Source organism: Pectobacterium sp. F1-1, assembly GCF_025643735.1.
In the GTDB taxonomy this organism is placed as follows: domain Bacteria; phylum Pseudomonadota; class Gammaproteobacteria; order Enterobacterales; family Enterobacteriaceae; genus Pectobacterium; species Pectobacterium colocasium.
Genome location: NZ_CP104733.1, coordinates 2894450 through 2920043 on the forward strand (window position 1 = coordinate 2894450; position 25594 = coordinate 2920043).

Genomic DNA, 25594 nt, shown 5'->3' on the forward strand with positions numbered 1-25594 from the left:
GATACCCCGTGGCTGAAACAGAAGCTTATAGTCACCCACTGGGTGCCGGACAAGCCCCTAACGCTACTCGGACATCCTGCCCTTGCGAAGGGGCAACATTCTTTCCAGCGTATTATCCCGTACGATATAATGGTGAAATAACGCCGCGGCAGAATGAATAGCAATAATAAAATAACCCGTATTGGCTATCAATTCATGCAGCGATTTCAAATTGTGCTGAATATTTTCATTCAATACATGAGTAACAGGCATTGCTATTCCCAAGAAAGACCATTCCACCTGCCCGTAATAAAGCGAGGCGATCCCAAGAGCCGGTAACGAAATAAAAATAAGGTATAACACGCCGTGTGTTATTTTCGCCGTTATATGCTGCCAGCGCGGTAGCGGTGGGACAATAGCAGGGTCGCGATATCTCATTTTCAGCAACACTCTGATTAGCATGAAAACTAACACACAGGAACCCGCCGTATAGTGCATCAGCGCCATGGTTGATCGCTCAGGGCTGTTTTTTGGCGTAAACCCTTTAAGCTCTGACGAATCCCCAGAAAACAAGACAGGCATAGAGTTTTATGATCTACTGATTTTCGCCAAAAAATTCAATGAGATCACCCTATGCCTGTCCGTAAAGTATGCCAGACTTTTTTCCATAACGCTTTAGCTTCAACGCATCAATACCGACAAAACGCGCTCATTGACTCAACCACTGCGTTGATAAACGGTGCGACGCTTTCGCTCACCAGTATCGGGCGCCATTTGCCCGGTGCGGCTCGTGTGAAAGATAAAATAAAACGGGTTGACCGCCTTTTGGGAAATTCTGCGCTTTATAACGATATTCCGAAAATATTTAATCAGATTACGTCCATGATGACCAAAAACATGCCGTGGTGTGCTATTGCCGTTGACTGGAGTGGCTATCCCTCTCAGGAATTTCATGTCCTGCGTGCCAGCCTTGTCTGTGATGGTCGTGCTATCCCCTTGATAAGCCAGATTGTTCCGTCGAAAAAGCAAAACAATGTTCTGATACAGAATGCCTTTCTTGACGCGCTTGCCAGTGCCATCGCTCCGCAAACGAAAGTCATCATTATCACCGACGCGGGCTTCCAGAGTGAATGGTTTCGGCGTATCAAATCACTGGGGTGGGACTTTATTGGCCGCATCCGGGGAAACGTAAAATTTTGCCTTCATCATGACAAAGAAAACTGGCTGAGCGTGAAAGACTGCAAGGAAACGGCATCTGCGGAATATCTGGGAATAGGTACGCTGGCGCGTTCAAAAAAAGCGCAATGCAACGGATATTTTTATCTTTATAAAAAAACGCCGAAAGGCCGAAAAAGCCAACGTCGCAAAGGGAAACCGAGCCATCCCACAACAGAAAAAGAGCAACGAGCCTCAGCCAAAGAGCCGTGGCTGATATTTACCAGCACAGAGGAATTTAAGCCCCGTGAAATCATGAAGCTCTACAGCAGACGCATGCAGATTGAACAAAACTTTCGGGATGAAAAGAGTGAGAGATTTGGCTTTGGCTTACGCGCCTGTGGAAGCAAAACAGGTGAGCGGCTTTGGGTGCTGAGTCTGCTGGCGACACTGGCATCCATTGTACTCTGGTTATTAGGATATCATTTTGAAAATAAAGGACTTCATCTTCATTATCAAGCGAACAGCCTTAAAAGTCGAAGAGTGATATCGTTTTTGACACTGGCGGAAAATGTACTGCGGCATTCACCGCGAATAATCGGGCGGGTGAAACTGGAGAGTATTTTAGCCCAACTCACCAGCACCTACCGAAGCATGGTGCTGGTTTATTAGCGATGATTTTGTGGGGATCCCTCAGCCTTTCAGGGCTTTCCTGTTTTACAACGTCTCCGGGCGCTTTAACCTTTATTCTCATGGCTTTCAACAACGTAATGGCATTGTCATCGATACCCGCATAACCCAGGGAATGCCACTTAATCAGAAAACTTCTCAGCACCATCAGACTTGCCAGCGGCGTTGCAGGTGAAGCTCTGTAATTCAGGATCGCTGACTCATCAATATAATCAGGGGACATCTCACGGATAAACCGCTTCAGGCTGTTATTGATATTCATCACATAACTTGCACTTTTTTTACAGGCAAAAAAAGCCAGTGTATTGAGATACCCCTCATGCAATGACGGGGTTAATGTTTGCAATACAGAATAAACATTGACCGTATTATCCTTATCCAGGTGCCACCGTGTATCGGAGAGAGAAAATGAATAACCTGAACGTGTTGCCATTAAACAGAGTTTGTTTTCTTTCACTTTATTCATAACATCTCCCTGATGATTTCTTGCTGAACAGCCAGTGAGGTTTCATTTGCCTTTTTAGTAAGATGTCTTTTGTTGTAGATCATCACCATCTCAGAGCCCGGCACCCAGCCCATACAATACACTCTGCATTGCCCTTCTCTCACCTCAGAAAGACCATGGGCGTCTGACATGGAAGAAAAGTAATCATTCCATGTGTGTCTCAGTTGATGCCCGGTTACCCCGTACAACTCCGGTGAGCACTGGCTAATCGTATGGATAATTTTCCGGTAAGCCGACATCGACAGGGGATTTCCCTCTGTATCCCCTTTCTTGTAGGTAATAAAAAGAAAATCATTTTTCTTTGCATTTCTTATTTTTAGCCTGTCTTGCTGGATGTAATTATATAATTCAGACATGACCGCTTCCTCAGAGAGGAGCACCCTTCCCCGCGTTTTGACAAGCGGCTGCTTAACCCTTGGATCTGATTTGTCATTGGCGCGGCGCTGGATAGTGATAGAGGAACAGGCAAAATCAATATCACTGATCCGGAGATTTAAAAGCTCACCGGCTCTGACCCCGTAACTGAACAGTAATAAAATGATGAGCCTGTTCCGTGTCTGAACCGCAGGAGAAAACGGATTTAATGCAGACCCAACGCTGACTACGTTAAACAGAATATCTTGCTGCGCCTTCGTTAAGGACTTTTCAGGGATATAGTCACGATATCCGTCAGAATCAGGTCTTTTACTTTTCAGTTCAGCCACCATCCTTGTGATCCTGGCATCAAGATTTACGTCGACCGAATGCGGTAAGTGATGATGGTATAGCCAGTCAAGGTAATGGCAAATAAACGTCAGTCTGAAATACTTTGTCGGCGCTTTCACACTTCTGCTACCGGACGTTTTTTTCCTATTTTTGAAGTTTTCCGAAGCGAAATCAGCCAGCGCATCAATTTCATAAGAACTTAAAAATTCCATTCGGGTAATCCGATCCACGATGTCTATTTTTCTCATATGAAAAAATCGATAAAGTAATACCAGACTTCCGGCAACAACCTCCATTGTATTAATCGACACCGATTTGCTCCTGACGTTTGTCGTTATATAAAGATTAGGATCAAAAAGCGGCTCTCCTGTCAGACTGTTAATAACATGGCAATATCGCTCACCATTATCAAACATAAATGTATTCGTTCTAATATGATCCATGATCTCTCCTTAAAATATTTTACAAAAGCACTCTAGGTGCAATATATTATTAAATTACAAATAATAAATTTACAAAAAAAATCTTAAGAAAATGACAAGAAAATAATAATTAAACTTATTTTTAATCAATCAGATAATAACGATATTTTTTACATTTAATATCTCAGGTGTACTTAATTCATATTAAGCACACCTGAGACTTAATAACGCGCCGCGAAACCTTTAAACAAAAGACATCATTAAAAACTGTCAAATATTCTGTAAAATATATAGCCTTTATTGATTGAAATTCTTTACACTTTTAAAATACATTTATTTTTTCAATCGCGGTCAATATCCATTCATCAATTTCATTTTCAACAAATGAGACAGCACGGATACCAATTTTTACGGGTCGGGGGAAACGTTCTTCACTAATAAGGCGATAGATCCAGGCTTTTCCAAAGCCGGTTTTTCTCATTACTTCGGGGTTAGAATAAGGCGATTCTGGGTATTCATAGTCTCTCCTCGCTTTTTAGAAGAGACTATATGAAAAGTTCAGGGAAACAAGCGAATTTCAGCACATCCAGAATTAGCGTGTTTTTAGTCCTTGTCCGCGAGCGTTATAACATCCGGGTGGTGCCTCTAATTAGTTGAATTGATATATAATGACCGCTTTGAGGTTTGCTCATGGCCAGCGTTAATGTTCATTGTCCTCGCTGTCAGTCTGTTCAGGTTTACCGTCATGGACAGAACCCTAAAGGTCGTGACCGGTTTCGCTGTCGTGACTGTCACCGCGTGTTTCTGCTCACCTATACCTATGAAGCGCGTAAGCCCGGTGTCAAAGAACAAATTACCGAAATGGCATTCAACGGCGCCGGCGTTCGTGATACAGCCAGAACACTGAAAATCGGTATTAACACCGTCATTCGCACGTTAAAAAACTCGCGCCGAAGCGAATAACTTCCTCTCCGGTCGCTCATGCCGATGTAGCACTTATCTGTGAGCTTGATGAGCAATGGAGCTTTGTCGGCAATAAAGCCCGGCAGCATTGGCTCTGGTATGCATACAACACCAAAACAGGTGGCGTTCTGGCTTACACGTTTGGACCGCGCACGGATAACACCTGCCGTGAACTTGTGGCTCTGCTGACGCCGTTTAACATCGGTATGATAACCAGCGATGACTGGGGCAGTTATGCCAGAGAACTCCCGAAAGATAAGCATCTGACAGGAAAAATCTTCACTCAGCGTATTGAGCGTAACAACCTGACACTGAGGACACGTATTAAACGTCTGGCCCGTAAAACAATCTGCTTCTCGCGTTCGATAGAATTGCATGAAAAAGTCATCGGGGCATTCATTGAAAAACACATGTTCTACTAATTGGACGCATTACCAACATCCGAAACCCGCATTTCTTTCAAATGGTTGTTCTTGTTAAGAAAATTATAAAACTGAAGGATGAATGACTTGCTGGCGGTTTTAAGCGCAAGGGGTTTGTCAGTATTTTTTATATGACTCCCCATTCTTGTTTTATTTTCCTCATCAGAATCGCAGTGAAGCAGAGAGGAAAGGTGATTATCTGACACCCGAATATCATGGTGCTTTGCCCATGTCAGTATGTCGAGTAATGGGATCAGTCTGTAATCGATAATTTTCTTGATTGTGCTGTGACCAAAGCGAATGGTGTCTAATGACTCCGGCTCAATTTTCCGGATTTTACGCCACTGAGGAAGCATGGCTTTCAGTGATTCAGCGATTTCTTCGTCAGAGCCACTGGTGAGATTTATCTCTATCATAACCCGGTGTTCACATAATATCGGCATAGCCTCTGCAACAGGGAGCTCGTCGACTTTTTCATCTATCCAATAATCATCAACATTGTTCCAGCCAAATAACGACTTCTTCATCCCTTCAAAACAAAGATGTGCCACCCTTCCGGTCGTTGTTACAGAAAAGTATGGGGATACCAAAAGTCTGGCTTTTGTTTTAAGCTGATTCATATGACTATCTGTAATGAGGAAGGGATCCCCACTGAAGAGACTGTTGGCATAAGTTTTAACCACCCAGCGATCATAATCACTATGGTCAGAACTAAAAAACAGCGACCTCATCACCAGCTCAAGATAAAGCCGCTCAAGAGATATGTTTTCAAACTGCCGATAGGTATCAATATTTAGCCATTTTTTGATTTCTTTAATGTCTTTGTCCGACAAGTTTTTCATATCATCATCCGCTATCAATTGTCCTTTCCTTAAAAAAGGATAGTTGAACCAGGCTGAATGACTAACTATTCACCACTCTTTTCAGTTTTTCTGTCACTTGAACAGCGTAGACCCGATGTAATACTTTATCGTCTGAAGGTTCGAAGTTTGAGGCAATATTTTCTGTTGATGGGATGACTTTGACTTTTAGGCATAGCTATAGGCATACGCTAAATATCAACATGAAAAATAAATGATATATTTCATAAAGTTAAATTCATTACTTTAATCCTCTCGTGAAATACAACTTCGGTTAGTATCGTTTACTACCGGAAACCCCACAAAAACCCGCATTCTCACTGAGTTTGCGGGTTTTTTGTTGCCTGTTATCTATCGGGATACCCCGTTTACAGCCGGAAAGTTTGGGACTACATTTGGGACTAAATCAACGTAGTCCCATAAAACCGTAGTCCCAAAGGTAACGATCATGGCAATTCAGGCAAAGCCCCTCACAAACACGGAAGTCAAAGCCGCTAAAGCAATAGACAAAGAATTGTCGCTACATGATGGTGGCGGTCTGCTATTGTTCGTCAAACCTTCCGGCACAAAGACATGGCGTTTTCGCTATTACCACCCACAGACTAAAAAGCGCACTACGTTGACGTTTGGCAGCTATCCGGCAATTTCTTTAGCTGATGCCAGACAAATGCGGGAAGCCGAGTACCTCTATATCGCGCAAGACGATCCACTGGCAGACAGCCAGTTCGTAAAGCTAGTGGAATGACTACCTCAGCGACCAACAATCGGAAGCCCGCCCGTGTATCCGGAACACGTGAGCGGGTGTTAACGCACTATCCCCACATCATCCCCTACCGCGTGAAAGACAACATGATCCAAATTCTATGCGTCTTTTATACGCACAGGCGTTTTACTGTCAAAATAGTGAATGATAAGACCTACCTGCAATCCTAAAAATATCGGTTCCCTTCCAGCAGTAAATATCTCAGATAACAAAATCAATAACACAACGTTACGCAAAGCAGGTTGAGAATATCAGAGCCATTGTGCGGTTTGCGCTGAGCGTTCATCGCTATAACAGGTTCATCCATCAGGAAAGTCTGCCTTGGATAAATATTAAAACGAATTTAAATGAAGCATCGAGGATTTGCGAGATCATTGCTCAACGTGAATCGGTCGTCAGTACTATTAGGTGCAGCCTATTGTCGGTTCGATTACACGTGATGCTTACGTGCTAGTGCAATGTCCATTGATATTTTCGTGGGCTAATTACTAACGAACTGGCAAACGTAAAATAACATCAATGAATTCCCCATAATCGTGGGATTTTTATATTAAGAGGACGTAAAATGAAAAAATATGCAATTGCATTAATGTGCCTATTATCAGCTTCAGCCTTTGCAGAAACCTATAAAGGTTATCCCGATATTCCGGGTACCGCAGTGGGTTTTGCCACGGAAATCGTAAGCTATACGCCCGGCCCTAATGTATCTTCAAGTTATAAAGTGCCCGAAAGAATACTTGGCGAACCTAATCGCTACAGCACGAATGAAAATATACTTTCTCTCGGTGCAGCAGGTAGCGTTGTGGTTCGCTTTACCCCGTACGCGATTAAAAAGAGCGGTACTGCCGATGCGGATTTCTACGTCTATGAAGCAGGAACCTATGAATCGTGGGATGCCTATGTATCCAATGACGGCAGTGAATGGATCAAGGCCACACCCGTGTTTCAGGCTATTAATCCTGCATCCGCTCAAACGACAACCAATCGTGGTTCTGTAATTGGGTATGACGTTGACGTAATTGATTCAGAGTCTGATTCATTTACCTATCTGAAAATCGTCGACACCAGCCTGTCGAAATATGCCGATTCGCCGGGTGCCGACCTTGACGCAATTGTTTTGACGAGTGCAAAAGCGCTGGGAACGGAGGTATTTATTGATACCGATTCTCGTAACGGAAAAATCTATAACCTGTATCAGAACGACATTACTGGTGCTGTAGGTGTCAAAATGATTAGCAAGGATAATACTATTTCGTATATTCCTTTCTCTACCGATGATTCGCTGAAAGCCATCGCGCTGTCGCTCCAAGGTGATTTCAATTGCGATGATGAAAAGGATATTAATGTTTTAGCCACACGCAAATCTGACGGCGTTCAGTTAAACATTATCAAACAGCAGAATGGGACAGCCATTAAGACTATCGATAACTCAGTGACTAAGTGATGCATTACAACAGGCATTCATTGAGTGCCTGTGATAATGCTAAATAACCTCCGTATGCCAGAGATATACCATAATGCAATATTTAATATTTTTACGGCGTATAAGTATAAATAGTAACGATGCAGGCTGCTCCAATACATTTTATTCTTGCGTTACCTCCTATGAACAGGCTTACTTCACCTCTTCAACCGACTGCCATATTTCAATTTCCCAGTTGCCATTACTGCCATCGCACAAATAGCTTTCATAGCATATATCACCTGCCGGACGGTATCCCTGAGCATCGATCGCTTTATAAAAATCATTCCATGCTTGCGCAAAGTCACCATTTTTCACAATGGTGTGCGTTACGGCATAAAGTCCACCGGGAATGATTTCCCTGCGTATTTCCGTACCGTCCAGCAACGTTGATGGCATCGCTTTGCACGTAATCGCCACATCCGCCCGTAATTCATCCGCTTCTACTCGGCTGGGGTCATCCCAGTAAAACGCCAGAGATTTATCAATGGAGAGATGGTGTTCCTTTGCCCATGATAATATTTCATTAAATCCCTGCGGTATTTTCTCGTAATAGGGACCAACGACCCGAAGACTCAGCACTTCCATTGGTTCTGCAAGTTCAATCCTGATAGACATGTTCATACACTCCTGAGTTGTGTAGATGATAAACCCCGCACCATTAACCTCTTTAAGAGTATGGTTATATGCCGATATCGACAACAGAATTAGAAACGGATTGCTTACGTCGCTACCAATGGATTGAATTTTCTATACGGACGTTTACTGACATCGACGAACGCGATCTCAGGTAGGGTAAGTTAGCTAATCAAGGGCTAATCGCCGTACTCTGATTTCCGTACTCTGGGTTAGCCCCTCACCTCAATCCACAACAAACAGCTTCGCACCCGTCTCAGTGTAAGAGCGATGGGCTTCTGCGTTATCCGCAACCTGATAACTCATTCCCGGTTTGAGGACAAAAACACGACCATCGTCCAATTCCGTATGAAGCTCGCCTTCAAGGCACAGCAGAATATGCCCTTTTGAGCACCAGTGATCGGCGAGGTAACCAGGCGTATATTCCACAATACGAACCCGAATATTATCAAAACGCTGCGTTCGCCAGTAGGCGATCCCCGTTTCCCCTTGATGCTCGCTGGGCTCTATTTGCGACCAGTCAGTCGTACCAAACGGAATGTTCTTCATATCCATATTACTGCTCCTGTTTTTAGTGGTTAACACCCCGCTTACGGTTTCAGCCAGTCATCCCGGCCAATCAGCGTTGAGTTGCACGGTTCCACGGCATTCTCCTTAACAGCTTTGCCATACCGCAAAATCCGGTAACACCAGCAAACAGCAACCCTGCTCCCACAAAACCAGACAGCAGGAAGAAAGCACTGTTTACGCTGTATCCCAGTAATACACTACTCAGAATCAGTACGCCAGCGGCGATTTGAACCTGCCGCATGAGGTCAATTGGCTGCTTATGATTCACCTCTGTCGGAAATCCCGCCTTTTTCCATGCCGTCATCCCCCCTTGCAGAAGAAAAACCGCTGCGGGTGAAGCCGCCTGTGCCAGCAGGCCAGCATTCTGTTCCGAACGCATGCCGGATAAGCAGTGGAAAATCACCGTTTTTCCTTCCCTAGCATCGTTAGGGAGGACATACCCGGCGGAAGAATTCAGCGGATGCAGTTTCGCCTGCGCAATATGTTCGCGGGCGAACTCTTCAGGCTGGCGAATATCAATGAGTATCGCACCTTCATCTAACAATTTGCGGGCCTGGGCGGGTGAGATAGCAAGTGGCGTTGACATGATCGTGATCCTCTTTTGAGCCGCTGAAACCCGGCATAATGCGGCTGTGTTCAATCGGCAAGGAAGGTGATACCGCTGGTTGTATGTGTCTTACTTTTAATTTAGTAAAAACTAATAAAGAAAAATCTAAATTAATTGATAAAAACATGCAACAACTTTCCATGCGGGGACAGCAATCCAGGCTGGACATCGATTTGGCGGCTGATACTCTGTAAATAGGAACGCTATTTTAAAAAACAGCCATGCTGTCGCGATTGCACAAATGGATATCACGATACCGTGCAAAATGATGCTATTTGCGAGCCACCACTTTGTGGCTCTGTTTACCGTACTGACAGGGAAACTTGAGATACTTCCAAGACCGTTTCATGAAAAAATTAAAAGACACAGACTGGTATAAAAAGCGTTACTCCAACCGCGTTCTCTTCTGGAGAGAAATCTCACCGCTCGCCTTCCCTATCTTTATTGAAGGCCTTTGCGTCGTGCTGATGGGGGTTTTCAGCACCTTCCTGGTCAGTTGGCTGGGGAAAGAAGCCATGGCAGCCGTCGGTCTGGCTGACAGCTTCAATATGGTCATCATCGCCTTCTTTACCGCCGTCGCGTTGGGGACTGCCGTTGTTGTCGCGTTCAGCCTGGGGCAACGCAATAGAAAGCAAGCGCGTTCTGCGGCTCGCCAGTCAATGTCATTACTGGTTCTGTCATCGTTTCTGCTAGTCGCGCTGGTTGAATTCGCCGGTTCAGCGATTATCGATCTGATCGCAGGACAGGCCGACGCACAGGTTAAAGCATTAGCCCTCACGTTCCTGCGCTGGACGGTGTGGGGGTATCCTGCCGTCGCCATCGCGCTGGTCGGCTGTGGCGCGTTGCGGGGAGCGGGTAATACCAAGTTGCCCATGGTCATCAACATTGGGATGAATATCCTCAATATTGCCATCAGTAGCCTGCTGATTTACGGCGCCTTTTCCTGGGATGGTCTTGGCTTTATTGGTGCTGGCATCGGGATCACTATTTCACGCTATATCGGCGCGGTCTTCGTGATTTTGACGCTGATGCACGGTTTTAACGGCGCGTTGCGTATTCCCTTCAAGTCTTACTTTGCACCTTTTACCCTGACGATTCTCTATGAAGTGCTCAGTATCGGTATTCCCGCCAGCATAGAATCGGTGATGTTTAACATCGGCAAGCTGATCACCCAGCGCTTTGTGGCAGGTATGGGAACCGAAGTCATCGCCGGAAACTTTATTGCTTTCTCCATCTCAACGCTGATCAACCTTCCCGGCAATTCGCTCGGTGCCGCCGCCACGATTATCGTTGGCACACGGCTGGGGAAAGGCCAGATCATGCAGTCCACTCGCCAGTTGAAGTACATCTTCTGGCTGTCCAATATTGGGCTGTGTGTGCTTGCTGTACTGTCGGTGCCCAGCGCCAGCTTTTTGGCATCGTTTTACACCAATGAGCCGGAAGTGATCGAAGTAGCAAAACATCTTCTGTGGCTCAACGCGCTATTTATGCCAATCTGGGCGGCGTCCTGGGTGCTCCCTGCCGGTCTGAAAGGCGCTAAAGACGCCAGCTACACCATGTGGGTGGCAATGGCAGGTATGTGGGGATGTCGGGTCATCGCGGGATATATCCTCGGCGTGATGCTCGGTTTTGGCGTAATTGGCGTGTGGATGGGGATGTTCTTTGACTGGATTGTACGCGGCTTCTTCTATTACCGCCGTCTGATGAGCGGGCGCTGGCTATGGCGCTATCGCCCCCCCGCAGACCAATGATAGCGAACGGGTTTCCGCTCGCTTATAACACCACAAATGGCTTAGCGGCTAGGGCTCTTCAGCGGAGCAAAACGGGTCGCCATCAGAATCAACACGATCACACCAACGGTCATAATCATCCAGGCCTGCTCCAGCCCCGCCGTATGCTGGCGTATAAAACCAGCCAGCAAAGGCATCAGGCTGGCAAGGATGTAGCCGCCGCCCTGCACAAAGCCCATCACTGAACCGGTCTTATGTGACTCCGTCACCTGATCCAACGCCACAATCAGCGACAGCGGAAACAGTGCGCCAATGCCAATCCCCAGCATGATAATAATGGGGTACGTGAACGTCAGCGGCGCGACGATCAGCCCAATCATTCCTGCCAGCATCACAATCAGGATAGGGATAAGTAGCCTGCGCCGATCGGGAAAACGGTTGATAAACGTGGACACTAACAGGCCGGAAATCACCTCCGTCAGCGTTAATCCCCCTAACATCAAGCCACTTTGCGTCGCATCTAGTCCCAATTGAATGTAATACGGCGGCAGCCAGGCCAGCACCAGCGTATACGCACCCGTACCAATACCGAAGAACACCATCAGCAGCCAGTCCATCCCGCTTCTGCGCGTCGCCAGAACGACCGCCGCCTCCTGCTTCGCGGTATACGCTTTAGGTACACACCGCCAGGCCACTGTGGCAACCAACGCCACGATCCCCCAGCAGGCCAGCGCGCTTTGCCAGCCCCACGCATTTGCCAGCGGAGAAACCGATGAAGCCGCAAACGCCGCGCCAGTCATAATCGCCGTGGTATAAAAGCCCATCAGGAGACTGCTATGACAGCCAAAATGGAGCTTGATAAACGATGGCACCAGCGCCTGAATTAAGGCAATCCCGACCCCGGCAAGCGCAGCGCTCACCAGCAGAGCAATGCCACTATTAAGCCACCAGCGCGCACCGCACGCCAGGGCAATAACCACAATACCCAATGTGATTCCCCGATACTCTCCAAGACGTGCCTGCAACTGACCGCCATATAACGCACACCATCCCATCGCGAACACGGGGAGCGTGGTTAACATACCTGCCATGCTGTCATCCAGACCCGTTGCGGCCTGAATCTGATTCAGCAACGGGCCAATTCCCGCCAGAACGGGGCGTAAATTCAATCCCAACAGGATAATCGTGAAGAAAAGAAAAGCCCGCGTACGGGCCGTTGATGTCACTACCATGTCTAACCTCAATAACTTGAGCCAATCATTGCTGCTTGATGGTCAATATCTTCACATAAAGAATCTTAACGTCAAGATAAAATCTTATGGCAGACCGACACGGCAGCTTTTGCTCAATGGCGACAAAGATGACCGGATATCGACCGACTGGAAAGTGACTGACTAAATGACGGGCGAAACTCGTCGCAGCTTTGACAAACAGACATAAAAAATGCCGCTTGCGATGGCCCGCAGGGTGTCGGGCAGGAAGCTCGCCATAAAAAAATCCGCCCTGAAAAGAGCGGATTCTTCCGACACATCTAACAACCAACGCTGAGGGTAAATAACCCCTACAGGGTTAGATTAGAAGCGGTAACCTACGCCAACAGCCCAGGCACCAACGTCAACACTGCGGATACGGCTTTGTTCGTAACCGACATCCAGAGCAACGTCCTGGATTGGGTTGAACTGAACACCAGCACCGTAGGTGAAGCCGTAATCGTCGTTGCTAGCATTATCCAGACCATTGGTATTGTTGCTTGTAACTTTACCATGGCTGAAACCAACAACACCGTACAGGCTTGCCCAGTCATTCAGACGGTAAGCAGGACCAGCAGTAAAGCCCATGTATTGGCCTTTGTTGTAGAAACCGTCATCGCTACCATTTTTTTCCAGGTAGGTGAAAGAGCTAATAACGCCCAGTGGGTTATTATCTTGCTCATAACGATATTTCAGGTTAAAGCCTTTAACTTTATTTTGTACGCCCTGAGCATCACCTTGAGCATAACCAGCAGTTACAGTGCTTTGACCAGCAAATGCAGAACCTGCGCCAACGGCTAATACACAAGCCAGAGCGGAAAGACACGCGATTTTTTTCATATTTACAGCCTCAAATTCATTTTATGAAAGACTAACTAACGCTGTAAATATAACAAAGAAGTTCGAGGCTTGCCGCCCTATAAATATTTATCAATTAGCCTTTAGATGTAACAAATATTGTCATAATCAAGCTATAGCACTAATTACATTAGCTTTTTTATTGTGACAATTAGATTAAAAATAAATTCACCGTAAGGCCAAAAAACAGATAATTCCTAATTTACCGCTCAGTTTGCATGCTAACTGAGTTGAGCAAAAATAAATCAATTAAATAATGCGTAAATAAAGGTCAATAAAAGTCAATTCATACCAGACAAATTGTTTACAATTGGATATAATAGCAACGGAATGTTATACCTGTTTTAAGGCCAAAAGCATGACCTTATTTTCCCACCGCTCATCAACATTTGTACCCGTATTCCTCATCATTATCTCAATGCTTTCTATCCAAAGCGGTGCGGCTCTGGCCAAGAGTCTGTTTCCACTCATTGGCGCAACGGGCGTAACCGCGTTACGCCTGGGAATAGGTACGATCATTCTGTGCATCATCTTCAAGCCGTGGCGGATGCGCTTTAGCAGTAACCGCCTGCCACTGCTGGTTTATGGCATCACACTGGGCGGGATGAACTTCCTTTTCTATCTCTCATTGCAGACGGTGCCACTCGGCATTGCTGTCGCACTGGAGTTCACCGGCCCGCTTGCCGTTGCCATGTTGGCCTCGCGCAGACCAATTGATTTTTTATGGGTTTTTCTGGCCGTTGCTGGCCTGTGGTTCTTACTACCGCTGGGCCACAATATCGGCAATGTTGACTTGACAGGTGCCGCTTACGCCGTGGGTGCAGGTGCTTGCTGGGCGTTCTATATTCTGTTTGGGCAAAAAGCAGGAGCGAATCATGGGCCAGGCACCGTCGCCATCGGATCCTGCGTTGCCGCGCTGATTTTCTGCCCTATCGGTGCGTATTACGCGGAGAGCACGCTATTTTCGTTGTCAATACTCCCGCTCGGTATTGCCGTCGCGATTCTGTCCACCGCGCTCCCCTATTCTCTGGAAATGGTGGCATTGACTCGCCTGCCAGCCAGAACATTCAGCACCTTGATGAGCATGGAACCCGCGATTGCCGCCCTATCTGGGATCCTCTTCCTCAGTGAGCATCTCTCGTTCATACAGTGGATGGCGCTGATCTTTATTATCATCGCATCAATAGGTGCAACGTTGACAATAAAACCCGCGGGTGCGGCCAAAGTGACGACTCAAACAGAATGAATACGTATTTCCTCGGGAAAATGTTGCAGAAAAGTGTCACATTCCCGAGGAGAACGCAGAGTAATAAAACGGATGTGGCGATAGCGAGGATCGGCTAAATCCGCTAAATACCGTTTCCGGTTTTTTGAATAGGTTTTTATTGTCCAAAGGATAATGGAATCCCGGCTAAAGAAACTACGGAGAAAAGACTCTTTATTACCCGTGCCGCTCCAGAGTTCCTCTTTGCGCCATGCTCGAACATAGGCACGCCGTATCGCCTGAAACAAGGTGCGGGTAAAGCAGTAATCGACCCAAATCACAACATCAACATTGCGCCATTTGATCTCACGCGTTCGATTATAGTTACCATCCAGCACCCAACTTTCAGGCTCCAGCGCCTTTTCAAGCCGTTGAAAAAAATCAGCATCGCCCCGCCCCTGCCAGTCCTTCAGCCAAAACAATGCATCCATTTCAATGTACGGAATAGCCAGTTTTCCAGACAAGCGGCGAGCAAGCGTCGATTTGCCACTTCCACTGGTACCAATAATATTTACTCTCATTCTGCACGACTCCCTTTACTCCACATCATATGTTTTAAGGAGAAAACAACGAGGACATTCTATTTCAATCAGGATAGCGGGCGAATAATAACTATTTTCACCTAAGTGACGATGATATTTATCAATATATGAGATGATGTTTCAAGCGTAATTAAAACATTGCACTTACATGCCGGGTTACCGCATTATCGATATCAGATAAATCCTGCCTACAAATACCCCAAACATCGTTATGCTAGAGCTATTCATTTGATAGGCAATTCTTTTCAATATTAATTTTTATCGCTGCTATAATTAATCACATTGAACAGTAAGACTGACTATGAATAATTAAAGAGAGGATAACTATTATGTCTACCGCCAAACTCGTGAAATCAGCACCGTCCGCACTGCTTTATACTCGCAATGATTTGGATGATAGCGTTAAAACCTCGACGATCGCGCTGTTAAACCAACTGGTTGTTGATTTCATCGACCTGTCGTTGATTACCAAACAAGCGCACTGGAACATGCGCGGTGCAAACTTTATCGCCGTTCATGAAATGCTGGATGGCTTCCGCACCTCGATTATTGACCATCAGGACACCATCGCCGAGCGCGTGGTGCAGATAGGCGGTGTGGCGCTGGGTACCGTGCAAATTGTGGGTAAACAAACCTCGCTGAAAAGCTATCCAACCAACATCCATAGCGTTCAGGATCACCTGAAAGCCCTGGCGGAACGTTATGCGATTGTCGCCAATAATGTACGCAAAGCAATTGGCAAAACGGAAGATGAGGCCTCTGCGGATATCCTGACCGCTGCATCGCGCGATCTGGATCAATTCCTGTGGTTCATCGAATCAAACATTGAATAATCGGCGTTATCATCTGACGAACGCTTTAAAGGCTGCTTAGGCAGCCTTTTTACTACGATTTCCCCCGCTCAAGCTGCCCCCTTTTCTGGTACAACCTGCACAAACCACGCATTTTATCCGTTAAGACGCTCAAAAAATTAGCTTTTGCCTGCACTAATTGGACATAACACCAATCAACGGTTGTTTCCCTCGTATAAATCAGTTAATCATAGCAGCGCCTTGCCTGAGCGAATCGGAGGTGAAAATTTCACCGCTGGCAGGGCAATAAATAAAAGCAACAGGTTAAGCACAACGCAGGGTAACTGGCTCAGGCTTCATTTTTGTGCGATGTACTATGCTTAAAATACCTGTAAAACAAAGCTTAAAACGCCTGTAAAACAAAAAGCTCCCACAACTGCTAATAGGAAGGATTTAATGAAATCACTACTTAAGGCCTCTTTGGCTGCACTGACACTGATGATGAGTGTATCTAGCTATGCTGCTGAGAAAGAACTGATTGTCGCCACAGACACCGCTTTCGTCCCTTTTGAGTTCAAACAAGGCGACAAATATGTCGGTTTTGACATCGACCTCTGGGATGCCATCGCTAAACAGCTCAACCTGAAGTACACCCTGAAGCCAATGGACTTCGGCGGCATTATTCCTGCACTGCAAACGCGTAACATCGATCTGGCGTTGGCAGGCATTACCATTACTGAAGAGCGCAAAAAAGCAATCGATTTCTCTGACGGCTACTACAACAGTGGCCTGCTGGTGATGGTCAAAGCAGACAACAACGACATCAAAGGCGAGCAGGATTTAGCGGGTAAAGTGCTGGCGGTGAAAAGCGGCACGGGTTCTGTTGATTACGCGAAAGCCAATATCAAAACCAAAGATCTGCGCCAGTTCCCAAACATCGACAACGCCTATATGGAACTGGGTACCAACCGTGCTGACGCCGTGCTGCACGACACGCCAAATATTCTCTACTTCATCAAAACCGCGGGCAACGGCCAGTTTAAAGCGGTAGGTGATTCCATTAAAGCCCAGCAATACGGCATCGCGTTCCCGAAAGGCAGCAACGAACTGCGTGAAAAAGTGAATGGCGCCCTGAAAACACTGCGTGAAAACGGCACTTATGCTGAGATCTACAAGAAGTGGTTTGGCGTAGAACCTAAGTAATTGCCGATTTAATCTGGAGATATTCCATGCAGTTTGACTGGAGTGCCATTTGGCCTTCTCTGCCCCTCCTGATGGAAGGGGCAAAAATGACGTTGTTGATTTCTGTTCTGGGTCTGCTTGGCGGCCTGGTGATTGGCGTGGTCGCGGGTTTTGCCCGCGCCTACGGCGGCTGGTTTTCCAGCCGTATTTCGCTCGTTTTCATTGAAATTATTCGCGGTACCCCGATTGTTGTGCAGGTGATGTTTATTTACTTCGCCCTGCCGATGATTTTCACGTCCGTGCGGATTGACCCGTTTGCCGCCGCTGTGGTGACCATCATTATTAACTCCGGTGCTTACATCGCGGAAATTACGCGTGGTTCGGTGTTGTCAATTCACAACGGCTTTCGCGAAGCGGGTCTGGCGCTGGGGCTGTCTCGTCGTGCGACGCTACGCCATGTGATTGCTCCGCTTGCTCTGCGCCGCATGCTGCCGCCGCTGGGTAACCAGTGGATTATCAGCATCAAAGATACCTCGCTATTTATTGTTATCGGCGTGGCTGAATTGACACGTTCTGGGCAAGAAATCATCGCGGGTAACTTCCGTGCGCTGGAAATCTGGACTGCGGTTGCCATTATTTACCTGTGCATCACGCTGATCCTCAGCTTTATTCTGCGTCGTCTGGAAAGAAGACTTAAGATTATATGATTGAATTTAAAAACGTATCCAAACACTTTGGCAAGACACAGGTCTTACACAATATCGATCTCACTATCGGCGAGGGTGAAGTGGTGGTCATTATCGGGCCTTCCGGTTCGGGCAAATCTACCCTTCTGCGCTGCATCAATAAGCTGGAAGAAATTACCAGCGGCGAATTGATTGTTGACGGCCTTAAAGTGAACGATCCTCGCGTTGACGAGCGTTTGATCCGTCAGGAAGCCGGGATGGTATTCCAGCAGTTTTATCTGTTCCCGCATCTTACCGCGTTGGAAAACGTCGCATTCGGCCCTATTCGGGTACGCGGCGCGAATAAAGCCGATGCCGAGAAACTGGCGCTGGAATTGCTGGCGAAAGTGGGTCTGTCAGAACGCGCGCATCACTACCCTTCCGAGCTTTCAGGCGGTCAACAGCAGCGTGTCGCCATCGCCCGCGCTTTAGCAGTTAAACCGAAGCTGATGCTGTTTGATGAGCCGACGTCAGCCCTCGACCCGGAACTGCGTCACGAAGTGCTGACCGTCATGAAAGATCTGGCTGAAGAAGGCATGACGATGGTCATCGTCACCCACGAGGTGGGCTTTGCCCATAAAGTGGCTTCACGCCTTATCTTTATTGATAAAGGCCGCATCGCAGAAGATGGCGACCCAGAAACCCTGATTACGAATCCACCCAGCGATCGCCTGCGTGAATTCCTGCAACACGTATCCTGATCACCAAGGGGGCTTTCGCCTAATGCCGGTCACTTAAGGTGACCGGCATTGTTTTTTAACGGATATTTCGCTCGTCTTCCCCTGATTTCTCGGGGGTAACTTCGCTCCCTTCGTAACGGCAATACCAGATAGATTGCCTGCTCATAAAAATGCTTCAGATGTCCTGGTATCGCACCCGGTGATGAACCCGGCAGACCGATAAGTAATCGCCAGATTTCCGTCAGGGCGCCGCTGAAGCTCAACTGATACGGCAGGTAATCTCCTTTCAGCGTAAACGCCATTTTCACCATCTGATAACGCACCAGATTGTACGTCAGCAGCACGCCCCACAACTCCTGCCTCACCATTTCCGGCAGTCTGCTCCGTAAATGCCACCTGTTACCCAGCAAGCCTTGTTTCGCCTCGCGATATCCCAACTCGATTTCCCATCGGTGAGCGTAAAGGGCGTTCACCTCCGCCGCCGGATAACGCATCGGGTCCGTCAGTGACGTCAGCACCTCTCGCGTTTTTCCCTCTATCGTCTTCGTTAACAACCGCGCTGTGATGCTCTCCGGCAGCGTCGCCCATTGTTTACGCGCCTGCGGCGATGTCTTTATCCGTACCAGTCTGTCTTGCCTGCCCAGCTTGCTTATCACTTCGTATTGCGTATTTTTCTTCAACGGCAGCAGCCAGTGCCGATTTTCCCCCGCTGTTCGCCAGTGATGCAGTAAACCGACGGAGTAAAACCCTTTGTCGAACAGGGTAATGCTGTTATCTGGTGTTTTTCCGGTCAGCTCTGCTGCCTGCCGCATCTCGTTGACATCGTAGCGGCCGAACGCACTGGCAGTTATCAGATGACTGCTCAGTTCCATCAGGCAAGCCATTCTCACCTGCGGGTAACCCTTGTCGCCGTGCTGATTGGAGGCCTTGCAGAAGGCCGCCTCATTTTCCGGTGTATCCTGCGTTTGCCAGACCACACCGTCGACGGCAAAGAGGTTAAGCCCATGCCATTGTGGGTGCTGAGCCTGTTCGTTCCAGTGTCGTTGTGTGATATCAAACAGTTCTCTGACAGCAGCCTCACCGAGCGTCTGCCGCCGTTGTATGACTGAACTGGGGGCGATGAACGGGGTGCCGGAGCGATCAGCGATATCCATGAGATTAACGATGTGGGAAAGAGGGCGCTGATTGAATACGGCCATGCCAATAACCAGCCACACCATGGACTCAAGGGGGAGTTTTCGCTTGCGCAGCGTGACGGTATCAGTGAGCGTTAATGCCTGTTCAATCATGCTAACGGGTAGGAGATCAGCCAGAGTGTGAATCTGTTCCGGCGCAGTAAGATTGATAATGCCAAGAGCCTGAGAAAGTTGCATAAAAAAAGGTCCATGAATGTCATGAACCTTTTTTACACCAACGGCTGGATCGTTCAACTAATCCTTAAACGATCGGCATTAGGCTTTCGCCCCCTTTTTCTTACTCGCTATGTTAGCGAACATTATGCCTCTGAACGCGGATACGCTTGCTCAATAAACGCCGCAAAATCCTGACACATCTTCTCATCCCCTTGCGCATTATCCGCCAGCACGCGGCTACCATCGACCACGCGAATACGAGCTGACAGATCGAAATCCGCTGCAGGCTGAGGACGCGCAGCAGCCTGTGCCATCGTGCCCTGCGCCTGTTGCCAGGCTTCATCGACCGTCAGATTGCAGGCCTGCGCCAGATAAGCGGGGTTGAACCCCTCACCAGTCAGACTACGCAGCGTATCATCATGGCTGACGCTATTACCCGGTTTCCAATAGTGCTGTGCCAAATCGGGGCCAATCGCCGGGTTATCCGTCAGATAGCCGTCGCGTTGCAGGAAATAGCTGCGCGTCTGCTCCACCGCCATCAGCGCCAGCAGATAGCCCTGATAAGAGCACGCCGACTCCATAGACAACAAATGGGGGATCGCCAGCGTCGGACGCGGACTACCGCTAATACCCAAAATACGCTGTTCGGTATCGCGTGCCAGTTTTGTCATGGCTTCCGGCGTACGCGCTTCGTCATCCCACGAATAGAGTTGCCACTCGAAATACGGCACCAGCAGGATGTGTCGCTCATTGAAAGCGCGCATCGGCTGCTGTGTACTGATATCCGCGCGGATCAATTCATCAGGAATCGTCTCTCCCTGCGCATTCTTTGCATAGCGTTTTAACCAGTCAGCGTCACCCAGCAGGCTGTCGCAGAACATGGACTGTGTTTCCGCATACGCCATTGAGGTAGGCGGGAATTCCTGTGAAAAACAGGGCGCATTCTGCCGGATATTGGCGAAATGCGCTGCGTGTCCACCTTCATGAAACAGCGTATTAATGCCGATGGATCCACTGCCAATTTGATCCGGCTTTGCCAGGCTGGTGAAATTGATCCGTGCCGGCACCCATTTTCCTTCCTGAACAAACGGCGGTACCGGGCCGTGCATAAAGCCATTCTCGTATTTACCTTTACGCACCAGCAAATCAAGCTGCATTTCTGCACCGTTAAACCCAATGCGCAAACGTTTAAAACTGTTGATCCAACGTTCCAGCGACGCCGAGAAAGGGAAATAGGGATCGAGCTGGCGCGTTACATCACCCGCGCTGGCATAGCGAATATTCCACGGTTGCAGCGCATCGTCACCCTTTTCGTTCGCCAGATTTTTCAGGCTGCGGGCATTCGCGTCGCGGGTCTGTTCTTCGAAAGGATCGAGGATGGCAAAAAGCTGCTCCGGCGTCATCCGCTCCGTTTTATTGACCTTGTAGTCAAAATAATTCCGGTAGCCCATCTGACGAGCAAAGCGGTTACGTAGTGAAATCAGCTCGGGGAAGCCGTTCTGCAACAGCCACTGCTCCAGATCGCGCAACGCCTGCTGAGAACTCTGACGGTAGGCTTCGGTATCATTGGTCGCCTGATTGGTCAGCAACTCCCCGAGCGAAGCGGAAACACATTCACCCTTCGCATCCAGATGCGTCATTTCATAGGATTTACGCTTGGCGTATAGCGCACTTTCGGCGGTAATGATCTCATCCATCAGCGCCTGAGCCTGTGGATCTTCAATCACATTACAATCGAAAAACCGATACCAGCCTTGCAAACCGTGTAACAGCACCTGCTGTTGTTCATTACGCGGGCTGTTTTCCAGTGTTGCGATATGGGTTCTCAGTTCAGCCAGACGCTGCGGTTGAGAAATAAAGCGCTTATACGCACTCTCTGCCGCCGAGAAACGCTCGGACACCTCATCGTTGCCCGTTCCCATATACAGTTGCCAAAACAGCTCTTCTTTCGCTTGATGAACCGTAAGATAGTCGCGATTCAAGGCATTAAAATAGTCCGCTACCTGTTGCATGCTATTCCTTCTTTCTACCAATGACAGCCGTCTGGCTGTGTGAAGTAACGCGATAAACCGTGGTCGAATAATGCGCTCCAACCAATCAGCCAAGACGCTTCTTGATCGTGGCGACCGCCTGTTCCATTGTCGCCGCTTCGCCAGCAGCCACCAGGCAGCACGCCAGTTGCAGACGAATCGCCTGCGGTATGGCAATTTCACCCGTCAGGCACTGCACCGTCCAGCGCGCGGTAGTGACGGCATCCTTTGCAATCGGCAAAGCATTGGGTGCGACGCTGATATCCTGCCGCAGTTGCAACACGTTAGTATGTTGCTGATGAATAAAATGAATCTCCGGGCAGCGCTGCGGGTTGGCATAAACCTCCCCCTCCGTGCCGTGCATCAAAAGCGCACGCCCGTTGATATCGTTAAAAAATGTTCCCACGCGGGAAACATATTCAGGGTGAGAAACGCTGGCGACGCGCAGCGCGTCGCTTTCACCAAACGGCGTCGCCACCTTGGCCAGCGTGTGGCTGCTGTTACGCACGCCCATACGCCAGCGTAACTGTAACTGGCGATCGATGGCAGGGCATAATGTCGAGACAGGGATAAATACTGGACTACCGTTATCAAGCTCCTGTTGAGCCTGTTCAGCGTTCTCTGCAATCGTCACGCCGAGGTTACGCAAAATCTCCGCGCTGGTGACGCGAGTCGGGTCCTCGCTCACGCCATGTACCAATACCGGAAAACCCAGTTTTGCCAGCAGCAGCGCTAACAGAGGGGTCAGGTTCGCCTGCTTGCGCGCTCCATTATAGCTGGGAAGCACGATGGGCATAGGAAAGCCAGCAGGCGGAGTCAGACGCAATACCTGTTCGTTCATCGCCTGATAAAAACCCAACATCTCGGCTTCTGATTCACCTTTGATACGAAACGCAATCAGCAGTCCACCGAGTTCCAGATCTGGCACGTCACCGCGCAGCATCGCGCTATACAGTTCATAAGCCGTGGCCTGATCGACATCACGCGCATGATTCTTCCCGCGCCCCACTTCTTTGATAATTTTGGTGTAATCCATGCTGGCCTCTCATTTTCGGCGACACAGTAAAGAACTTATCAATGAAAATAACATGTTTGGCGGGGTTCTGGTGATTCTGGCGCAAAGGAAATTGCTATTGCGCCGCGTTTTAGCCAACAGCAGGAACGTCGCCCTGACTCCGAGCGGGAAAGTATTTATAGATGGTTTTTTCTGATACACCGACGATATTCGCCACCTGAAGGCGCGTGGCTCCTGTCGCCAACATCGCTTCAGCCTAGAAAAGCACATCTGACGTCATCAACCGCTTCCGTCCACCAATACGTCCCTGCAAACGTGCAGTATCAAGGCCAGTTCTCGCTCCATCTGCACCAGCAAGCTCATTATATGAAAGAAAAAGCGACCTGCGGGCGTCGAAGTATCAATTACGTAATGAGATATACCCAATAAAACTCAAGACGCAGGTTTGAGCACCTGAAAGAGATCGTGAATTCTGGACGTCAGCGCGTCCGCTATTTCTGGCAGCATGGTTGAGAAAAAGTTGAATATGGTATCCCGAAAATCGCGCGTATCTTCAAAATAGCGATTATTCCTTGCATGCTCGTTCATCACTTTCCATAAGCACTCTATCGCATTCAGATTCAGACTGTAAGGCGGTAAATAGTGAAGCCCTATTTATGGAGTATGCCTGCGTTTTTTTGTAGATGAAACTATACCGGACCGGTACAACCACTTATTTATGCCGGGAATACTGAACCGGATAGCCCAGTGCTGTTCGACATAAAACACAATATCACGGGTATAGTTTCATTTTCTGTAGCAGATACCAATATTGTTAGTACTCATGATACAGAGATGGAAACCATTATAACTTACGATATAGAATAAAACTTAAAACTATTTATTTTAATGGTGGCCCATAAGGCTGACGAATCCCCAGAAAACAAGACAGGCATAGAGTTTTATGATCTACTGATTTTCGCCAAAAAATTCAATGAGATCACCCTATGCCTGTCCGTAAAGTATGCCAGACTTTTTTCCATAACGCTTTAGCTTCAACGCATCAATACCGACAAAACGCGCTCATTGACTCAACCACTGCGTTGATAAACGGTGCGACGCTTTCGCTCACCAGTATCGGGCGCCATTTGCCCGGTGCGGCTCGTGTGAAAGATAAAATAAAACGGGTTGACCGCCTTTTGGGAAATTCTGCGCTTTATAACGATATTCCGAAAATATTTAATCAGATTACGTCCATGATGACCAAAAACATGCCGTGGTGTGCTATTGCCGTTGACTGGAGTGGCTATCCCTCTCAGGAATTTCATGTCCTGCGTGCCAGCCTTGTCTGTGATGGTCGTGCTATCCCCTTGATAAGCCAGATTGTTCCGTCGAAAAAGCAAAACAATGTTCTGATACAGAATGCCTTTCTTGACGCGCTTGCCAGTGCCATCGCTCCGCAAACGAAAGTCATCATTATCACCGACGCGGGCTTCCAGAGTGAATGGTTTCGGCGTATCAAATCACTGGGGTGGGACTTTATTGGCCGCATCCGGGGAAACGTAAAATTTTGCCTTCATCATGACAAAGAAAACTGGCTGAGCGTGAAAGACTGCAAGGAAACGGCATCTGCGGAATATCTGGGAATAGGTACGCTGGCGCGTTCAAAAAAAGCGCAATGCAACGGATATTTTTATCTTTATAAAAAAACGCCGAAAGGCCGAAAAAGCCAACGTCGCAAAGGGAAACCGAGCCATCCCACAACAGAAAAAGAGCAACGAGCCTCAGCCAAAGAGCCGTGGCTGATATTTACCAGCACAGAGGAATTTAAGCCCCGTGAAATCATGAAGCTCTACAGCAGACGCATGCAGATTGAACAAAACTTTCGGGATGAAAAGAGTGAGAGATTTGGCTTTGGCTTACGCGCCTGTGGAAGCAAAACAGGTGAGCGGCTTTGGGTGCTGAGTCTGCTGGCGACACTGGCATCCATTGTACTCTGGTTATTAGGATATCATTTTGAAAATAAAGGACTTCATCTTCATTATCAAGCGAACAGCCTTAAAAGTCGAAGAGTGATATCGTTTTTGACACTGGCGGAAAATGTACTGCGGCATTCACCGCGAATAATCGGGCGGGTGAAACTGGAGAGTATTTTAGCCCAACTCACCAGCACCTACCGAAGCATGGTGCTGGTTTATTAGCGATGATTTTGTGGGGATCCCTCAGCTTTAAGCTCCATCGCGGCATAGGTAATCACTACCATGATAAAAACAAGCCAGTGAAAAATGATTTGGCTAGTCGCATAGGTTTTTTTCATTTTCAAATACTCGCCGATTAACAGTAAGCCATTTATAGAATTAAAACCTTAAGCGTACATTAATATAAAAAATTTCATTCCCGACAACTTTCTTAAGGTTGACATAATAATTCACTGCCAGGATGACCTTATTTTCAGCA

Annotated in this window: 24 protein-coding genes and 3 pseudogenes; 11 read left to right on the forward strand and 16 right to left on the reverse strand. The window is 47.7% G+C overall.

Annotation, left to right across the window (positions count from 1 at the left end; translation table 11 throughout):
• Positions 1–63 precede the first annotated feature (63 nt).
• A complete protein-coding gene (locus tag NAL19_RS12760) occupies positions 64–561 on the reverse strand; it encodes a cytochrome b (protein WP_263057555.1) in 498 nt (165 codons plus the stop codon).
• Between the two features lie 51 nt (positions 562–612).
• On the opposite strand from NAL19_RS12760, the gene NAL19_RS12765 reads away from it, so the two are divergent.
• Positions 613–1806, forward strand: a complete 1194-nt coding sequence (locus tag NAL19_RS12765; protein ID WP_225085167.1) for an IS4 family transposase — start codon at positions 613–615, stop codon at positions 1804–1806.
• Here the strand turns inward: NAL19_RS12765 and NAL19_RS12770 are convergent.
• From NAL19_RS12770 to NAL19_RS12780, 3 genes are all read right to left on the reverse strand, one after another.
• Positions 1769–2290 (reverse strand): hypothetical protein, encoded by a 522-nt coding sequence (locus NAL19_RS12770; RefSeq protein WP_263057556.1) that lies wholly within the window; start codon positions 2288–2290, stop codon positions 1769–1771. The genes NAL19_RS12765 and NAL19_RS12770 overlap by 38 nt on opposite strands.
• Positions 2287–3477 (reverse strand): tyrosine-type recombinase/integrase, encoded by a 1191-nt coding sequence (locus NAL19_RS12775; protein ID WP_263057557.1) that lies wholly within the window; start codon positions 3475–3477, stop codon positions 2287–2289. Before NAL19_RS12775 ends, NAL19_RS12770 begins: the two co-directional genes overlap by 4 nt.
• A gap of 301 nt (positions 3478–3778) precedes the next feature.
• Positions 3779–3937, reverse strand: coding sequence for a helix-turn-helix transcriptional regulator (locus NAL19_RS12780; RefSeq protein WP_317630285.1), 159 nt, complete (start codon positions 3935–3937; stop codon positions 3779–3781).
• 209 nt (positions 3938–4146) lie between these two features.
• On the opposite strand from NAL19_RS12780, the gene NAL19_RS12785 reads away from it, so the two are divergent.
• A protein-coding gene (locus NAL19_RS12785) for an IS1 family transposase (protein ID WP_263057558.1) occupies positions 4147–4841 on the forward strand; the annotation gives its coding sequence in 2 pieces (ribosomal slippage) (positions 4147–4393 and positions 4393–4841; 696 coding nt in all).
• Here NAL19_RS12785 and NAL19_RS12790 read toward each other — a convergent pair.
• Positions 4838–5683, reverse strand: coding sequence for a DUF6387 family protein (locus tag NAL19_RS12790; protein ID WP_263059713.1), 846 nt, complete (start codon positions 5681–5683; stop codon positions 4838–4840). The genes NAL19_RS12785 and NAL19_RS12790 overlap by 4 nt on opposite strands.
• A 466-nt stretch (positions 5684–6149) precedes the next feature.
• On the opposite strand from NAL19_RS12790, the pseudogene NAL19_RS12795 reads away from it, so the two are divergent.
• Together NAL19_RS12795 and NAL19_RS12800 are read left to right on the forward strand one after the other, a co-directional pair.
• Positions 6150–6380: pseudogene (locus NAL19_RS12795) on the forward strand (integrase arm-type DNA-binding domain-containing protein); the annotation flags it as partial.
• A 649-nt stretch (positions 6381–7029) separates the two neighbouring features.
• Positions 7030–7908, forward strand: a complete 879-nt coding sequence (locus NAL19_RS12800; protein ID WP_225087759.1) for a cell envelope biogenesis protein OmpA — start codon at positions 7030–7032, stop codon at positions 7906–7908.
• A 171-nt stretch (positions 7909–8079) separates the two neighbouring features.
• On the opposite strand, the gene NAL19_RS12805 is transcribed toward NAL19_RS12800, so the two are convergent.
• The 3 genes from NAL19_RS12805 to NAL19_RS12815 form a co-directional block, all read right to left on the reverse strand.
• Positions 8080–8544, reverse strand: coding sequence for a GyrI-like domain-containing protein (locus tag NAL19_RS12805; RefSeq protein WP_263057559.1), 465 nt, complete (start codon positions 8542–8544; stop codon positions 8080–8082).
• A 243-nt stretch (positions 8545–8787) separates the two neighbouring features.
• Complete coding sequence (locus NAL19_RS12810; protein WP_225087757.1) at positions 8788–9117, reverse strand: DHCW motif cupin fold protein; 330 nt, start codon at positions 9115–9117, stop codon at positions 8788–8790.
• 64 nt (positions 9118–9181) lie between these two features.
• Positions 9182–9718, reverse strand: a complete 537-nt coding sequence (locus NAL19_RS12815) for a rhodanese family protein (RefSeq protein WP_263057560.1) — start codon at positions 9716–9718, stop codon at positions 9182–9184.
• 368 nt (positions 9719–10086) lie between these two features.
• Here NAL19_RS12815 and NAL19_RS12820 point away from each other — a divergent pair, with 368 nt between their 5' ends.
• Positions 10087–11490, forward strand: coding sequence for an EmmdR/YeeO family multidrug/toxin efflux MATE transporter (locus NAL19_RS12820; RefSeq protein WP_263057561.1), 1404 nt, complete (start codon positions 10087–10089; stop codon positions 11488–11490).
• 41 nt (positions 11491–11531) lie between these two features.
• On the opposite strand, the gene NAL19_RS12825 is transcribed toward NAL19_RS12820, so the two are convergent.
• A complete protein-coding gene (locus tag NAL19_RS12825; protein WP_263057562.1) occupies positions 11532–12701 on the reverse strand; it encodes an MFS transporter in 1170 nt (389 codons plus the stop codon).
• A gap of 342 nt (positions 12702–13043) precedes the next feature.
• Positions 13044–13559 carry an outer membrane protein OmpX gene (gene ompX / locus NAL19_RS12830; protein WP_263057563.1) on the reverse strand — a complete coding sequence of 172 codons (516 nt, stop codon included), beginning with the start codon at positions 13557–13559 and terminating at the stop codon, positions 13044–13046.
• A gap of 376 nt (positions 13560–13935) precedes the next feature.
• Here ompX and rhtA point away from each other — a divergent pair, with 376 nt between their 5' ends.
• Positions 13936–14823, forward strand: coding sequence for a threonine/homoserine exporter RhtA (rhtA, locus tag NAL19_RS12835; RefSeq protein ID WP_225087751.1), 888 nt, complete (start codon positions 13936–13938; stop codon positions 14821–14823).
• Here rhtA and NAL19_RS12840 read toward each other — a convergent pair.
• Positions 14811–15362 carry an adenylate kinase gene (locus NAL19_RS12840; RefSeq protein WP_263057564.1) on the reverse strand — a complete coding sequence of 184 codons (552 nt, stop codon included), beginning with the start codon at positions 15360–15362 and terminating at the stop codon, positions 14811–14813. The genes rhtA and NAL19_RS12840 overlap by 13 nt on opposite strands.
• Positions 15363–15712: 350 nt before the next feature.
• Here NAL19_RS12840 and dps point away from each other — a divergent pair, with 350 nt between their 5' ends.
• From dps to glnQ, 4 genes are all read left to right on the forward strand, one after another.
• Positions 15713–16216, forward strand: coding sequence for a DNA starvation/stationary phase protection protein Dps (gene dps / locus NAL19_RS12845; RefSeq protein WP_015839848.1), 504 nt, complete (start codon positions 15713–15715; stop codon positions 16214–16216).
• A gap of 414 nt (positions 16217–16630) precedes the next feature.
• Positions 16631–17377, forward strand: coding sequence for a glutamine ABC transporter substrate-binding protein GlnH (gene glnH, locus NAL19_RS12850; RefSeq protein ID WP_010294862.1), 747 nt, complete (start codon positions 16631–16633; stop codon positions 17375–17377).
• A gap of 26 nt (positions 17378–17403) precedes the next feature.
• Positions 17404–18063, forward strand: a complete 660-nt coding sequence (gene glnP, locus NAL19_RS12855) for a glutamine ABC transporter permease GlnP (protein ID WP_263057565.1) — start codon at positions 17404–17406, stop codon at positions 18061–18063.
• Entirely contained in the window at positions 18060–18782 is a 723-nt protein-coding gene (glnQ, locus tag NAL19_RS12860; RefSeq protein ID WP_263057566.1) for a glutamine ABC transporter ATP-binding protein GlnQ, read from the forward strand. The genes glnP and glnQ overlap by 4 nt, the downstream gene beginning before the upstream one ends.
• 29 nt (positions 18783–18811) lie before the next feature.
• Here the strand turns inward: glnQ and NAL19_RS12865 are convergent, their stop codons facing one another.
• The 5 genes and pseudogenes from NAL19_RS12865 to NAL19_RS12885 form a co-directional block, all read right to left on the reverse strand.
• Positions 18812–20134 (reverse strand): IS4 family transposase, encoded by a 1323-nt coding sequence (locus NAL19_RS12865; RefSeq protein ID WP_263057567.1) that lies wholly within the window; start codon positions 20132–20134, stop codon positions 18812–18814.
• Between the two features lie 122 nt (positions 20135–20256).
• Positions 20257–22125: a M3 family metallopeptidase gene (locus tag NAL19_RS12870; protein WP_263057568.1), complete on the reverse strand. Its 1869-nt coding sequence runs from the start codon at positions 22123–22125 to the stop codon at positions 20257–20259.
• 85 nt (positions 22126–22210) lie between these two features.
• Entirely contained in the window at positions 22211–23179 is a 969-nt protein-coding gene (gene ybiB, locus NAL19_RS12875; RefSeq protein ID WP_180741340.1) for a DNA-binding protein YbiB, read from the reverse strand.
• A 109-nt stretch (positions 23180–23288) separates the two neighbouring features.
• A pseudogene (locus NAL19_RS12880) lies at positions 23289–23563 on the reverse strand (helix-turn-helix domain-containing protein); the annotation flags it as partial.
• A gap of 27 nt (positions 23564–23590) precedes the next feature.
• Positions 23591–23812, reverse strand: a pseudogene (locus tag NAL19_RS12885) (transposase); the annotation flags it as partial.
• Positions 23813–24144: 332 nt separating this feature from the next.
• Between NAL19_RS12885 and NAL19_RS12890 the strand changes: the two are divergent.
• Positions 24145–25338 carry an IS4 family transposase gene (locus NAL19_RS12890; protein WP_225085167.1) on the forward strand — a complete coding sequence of 398 codons (1194 nt, stop codon included), beginning with the start codon at positions 24145–24147 and terminating at the stop codon, positions 25336–25338.
• Positions 25339–25594 lie beyond the last annotated feature (256 nt).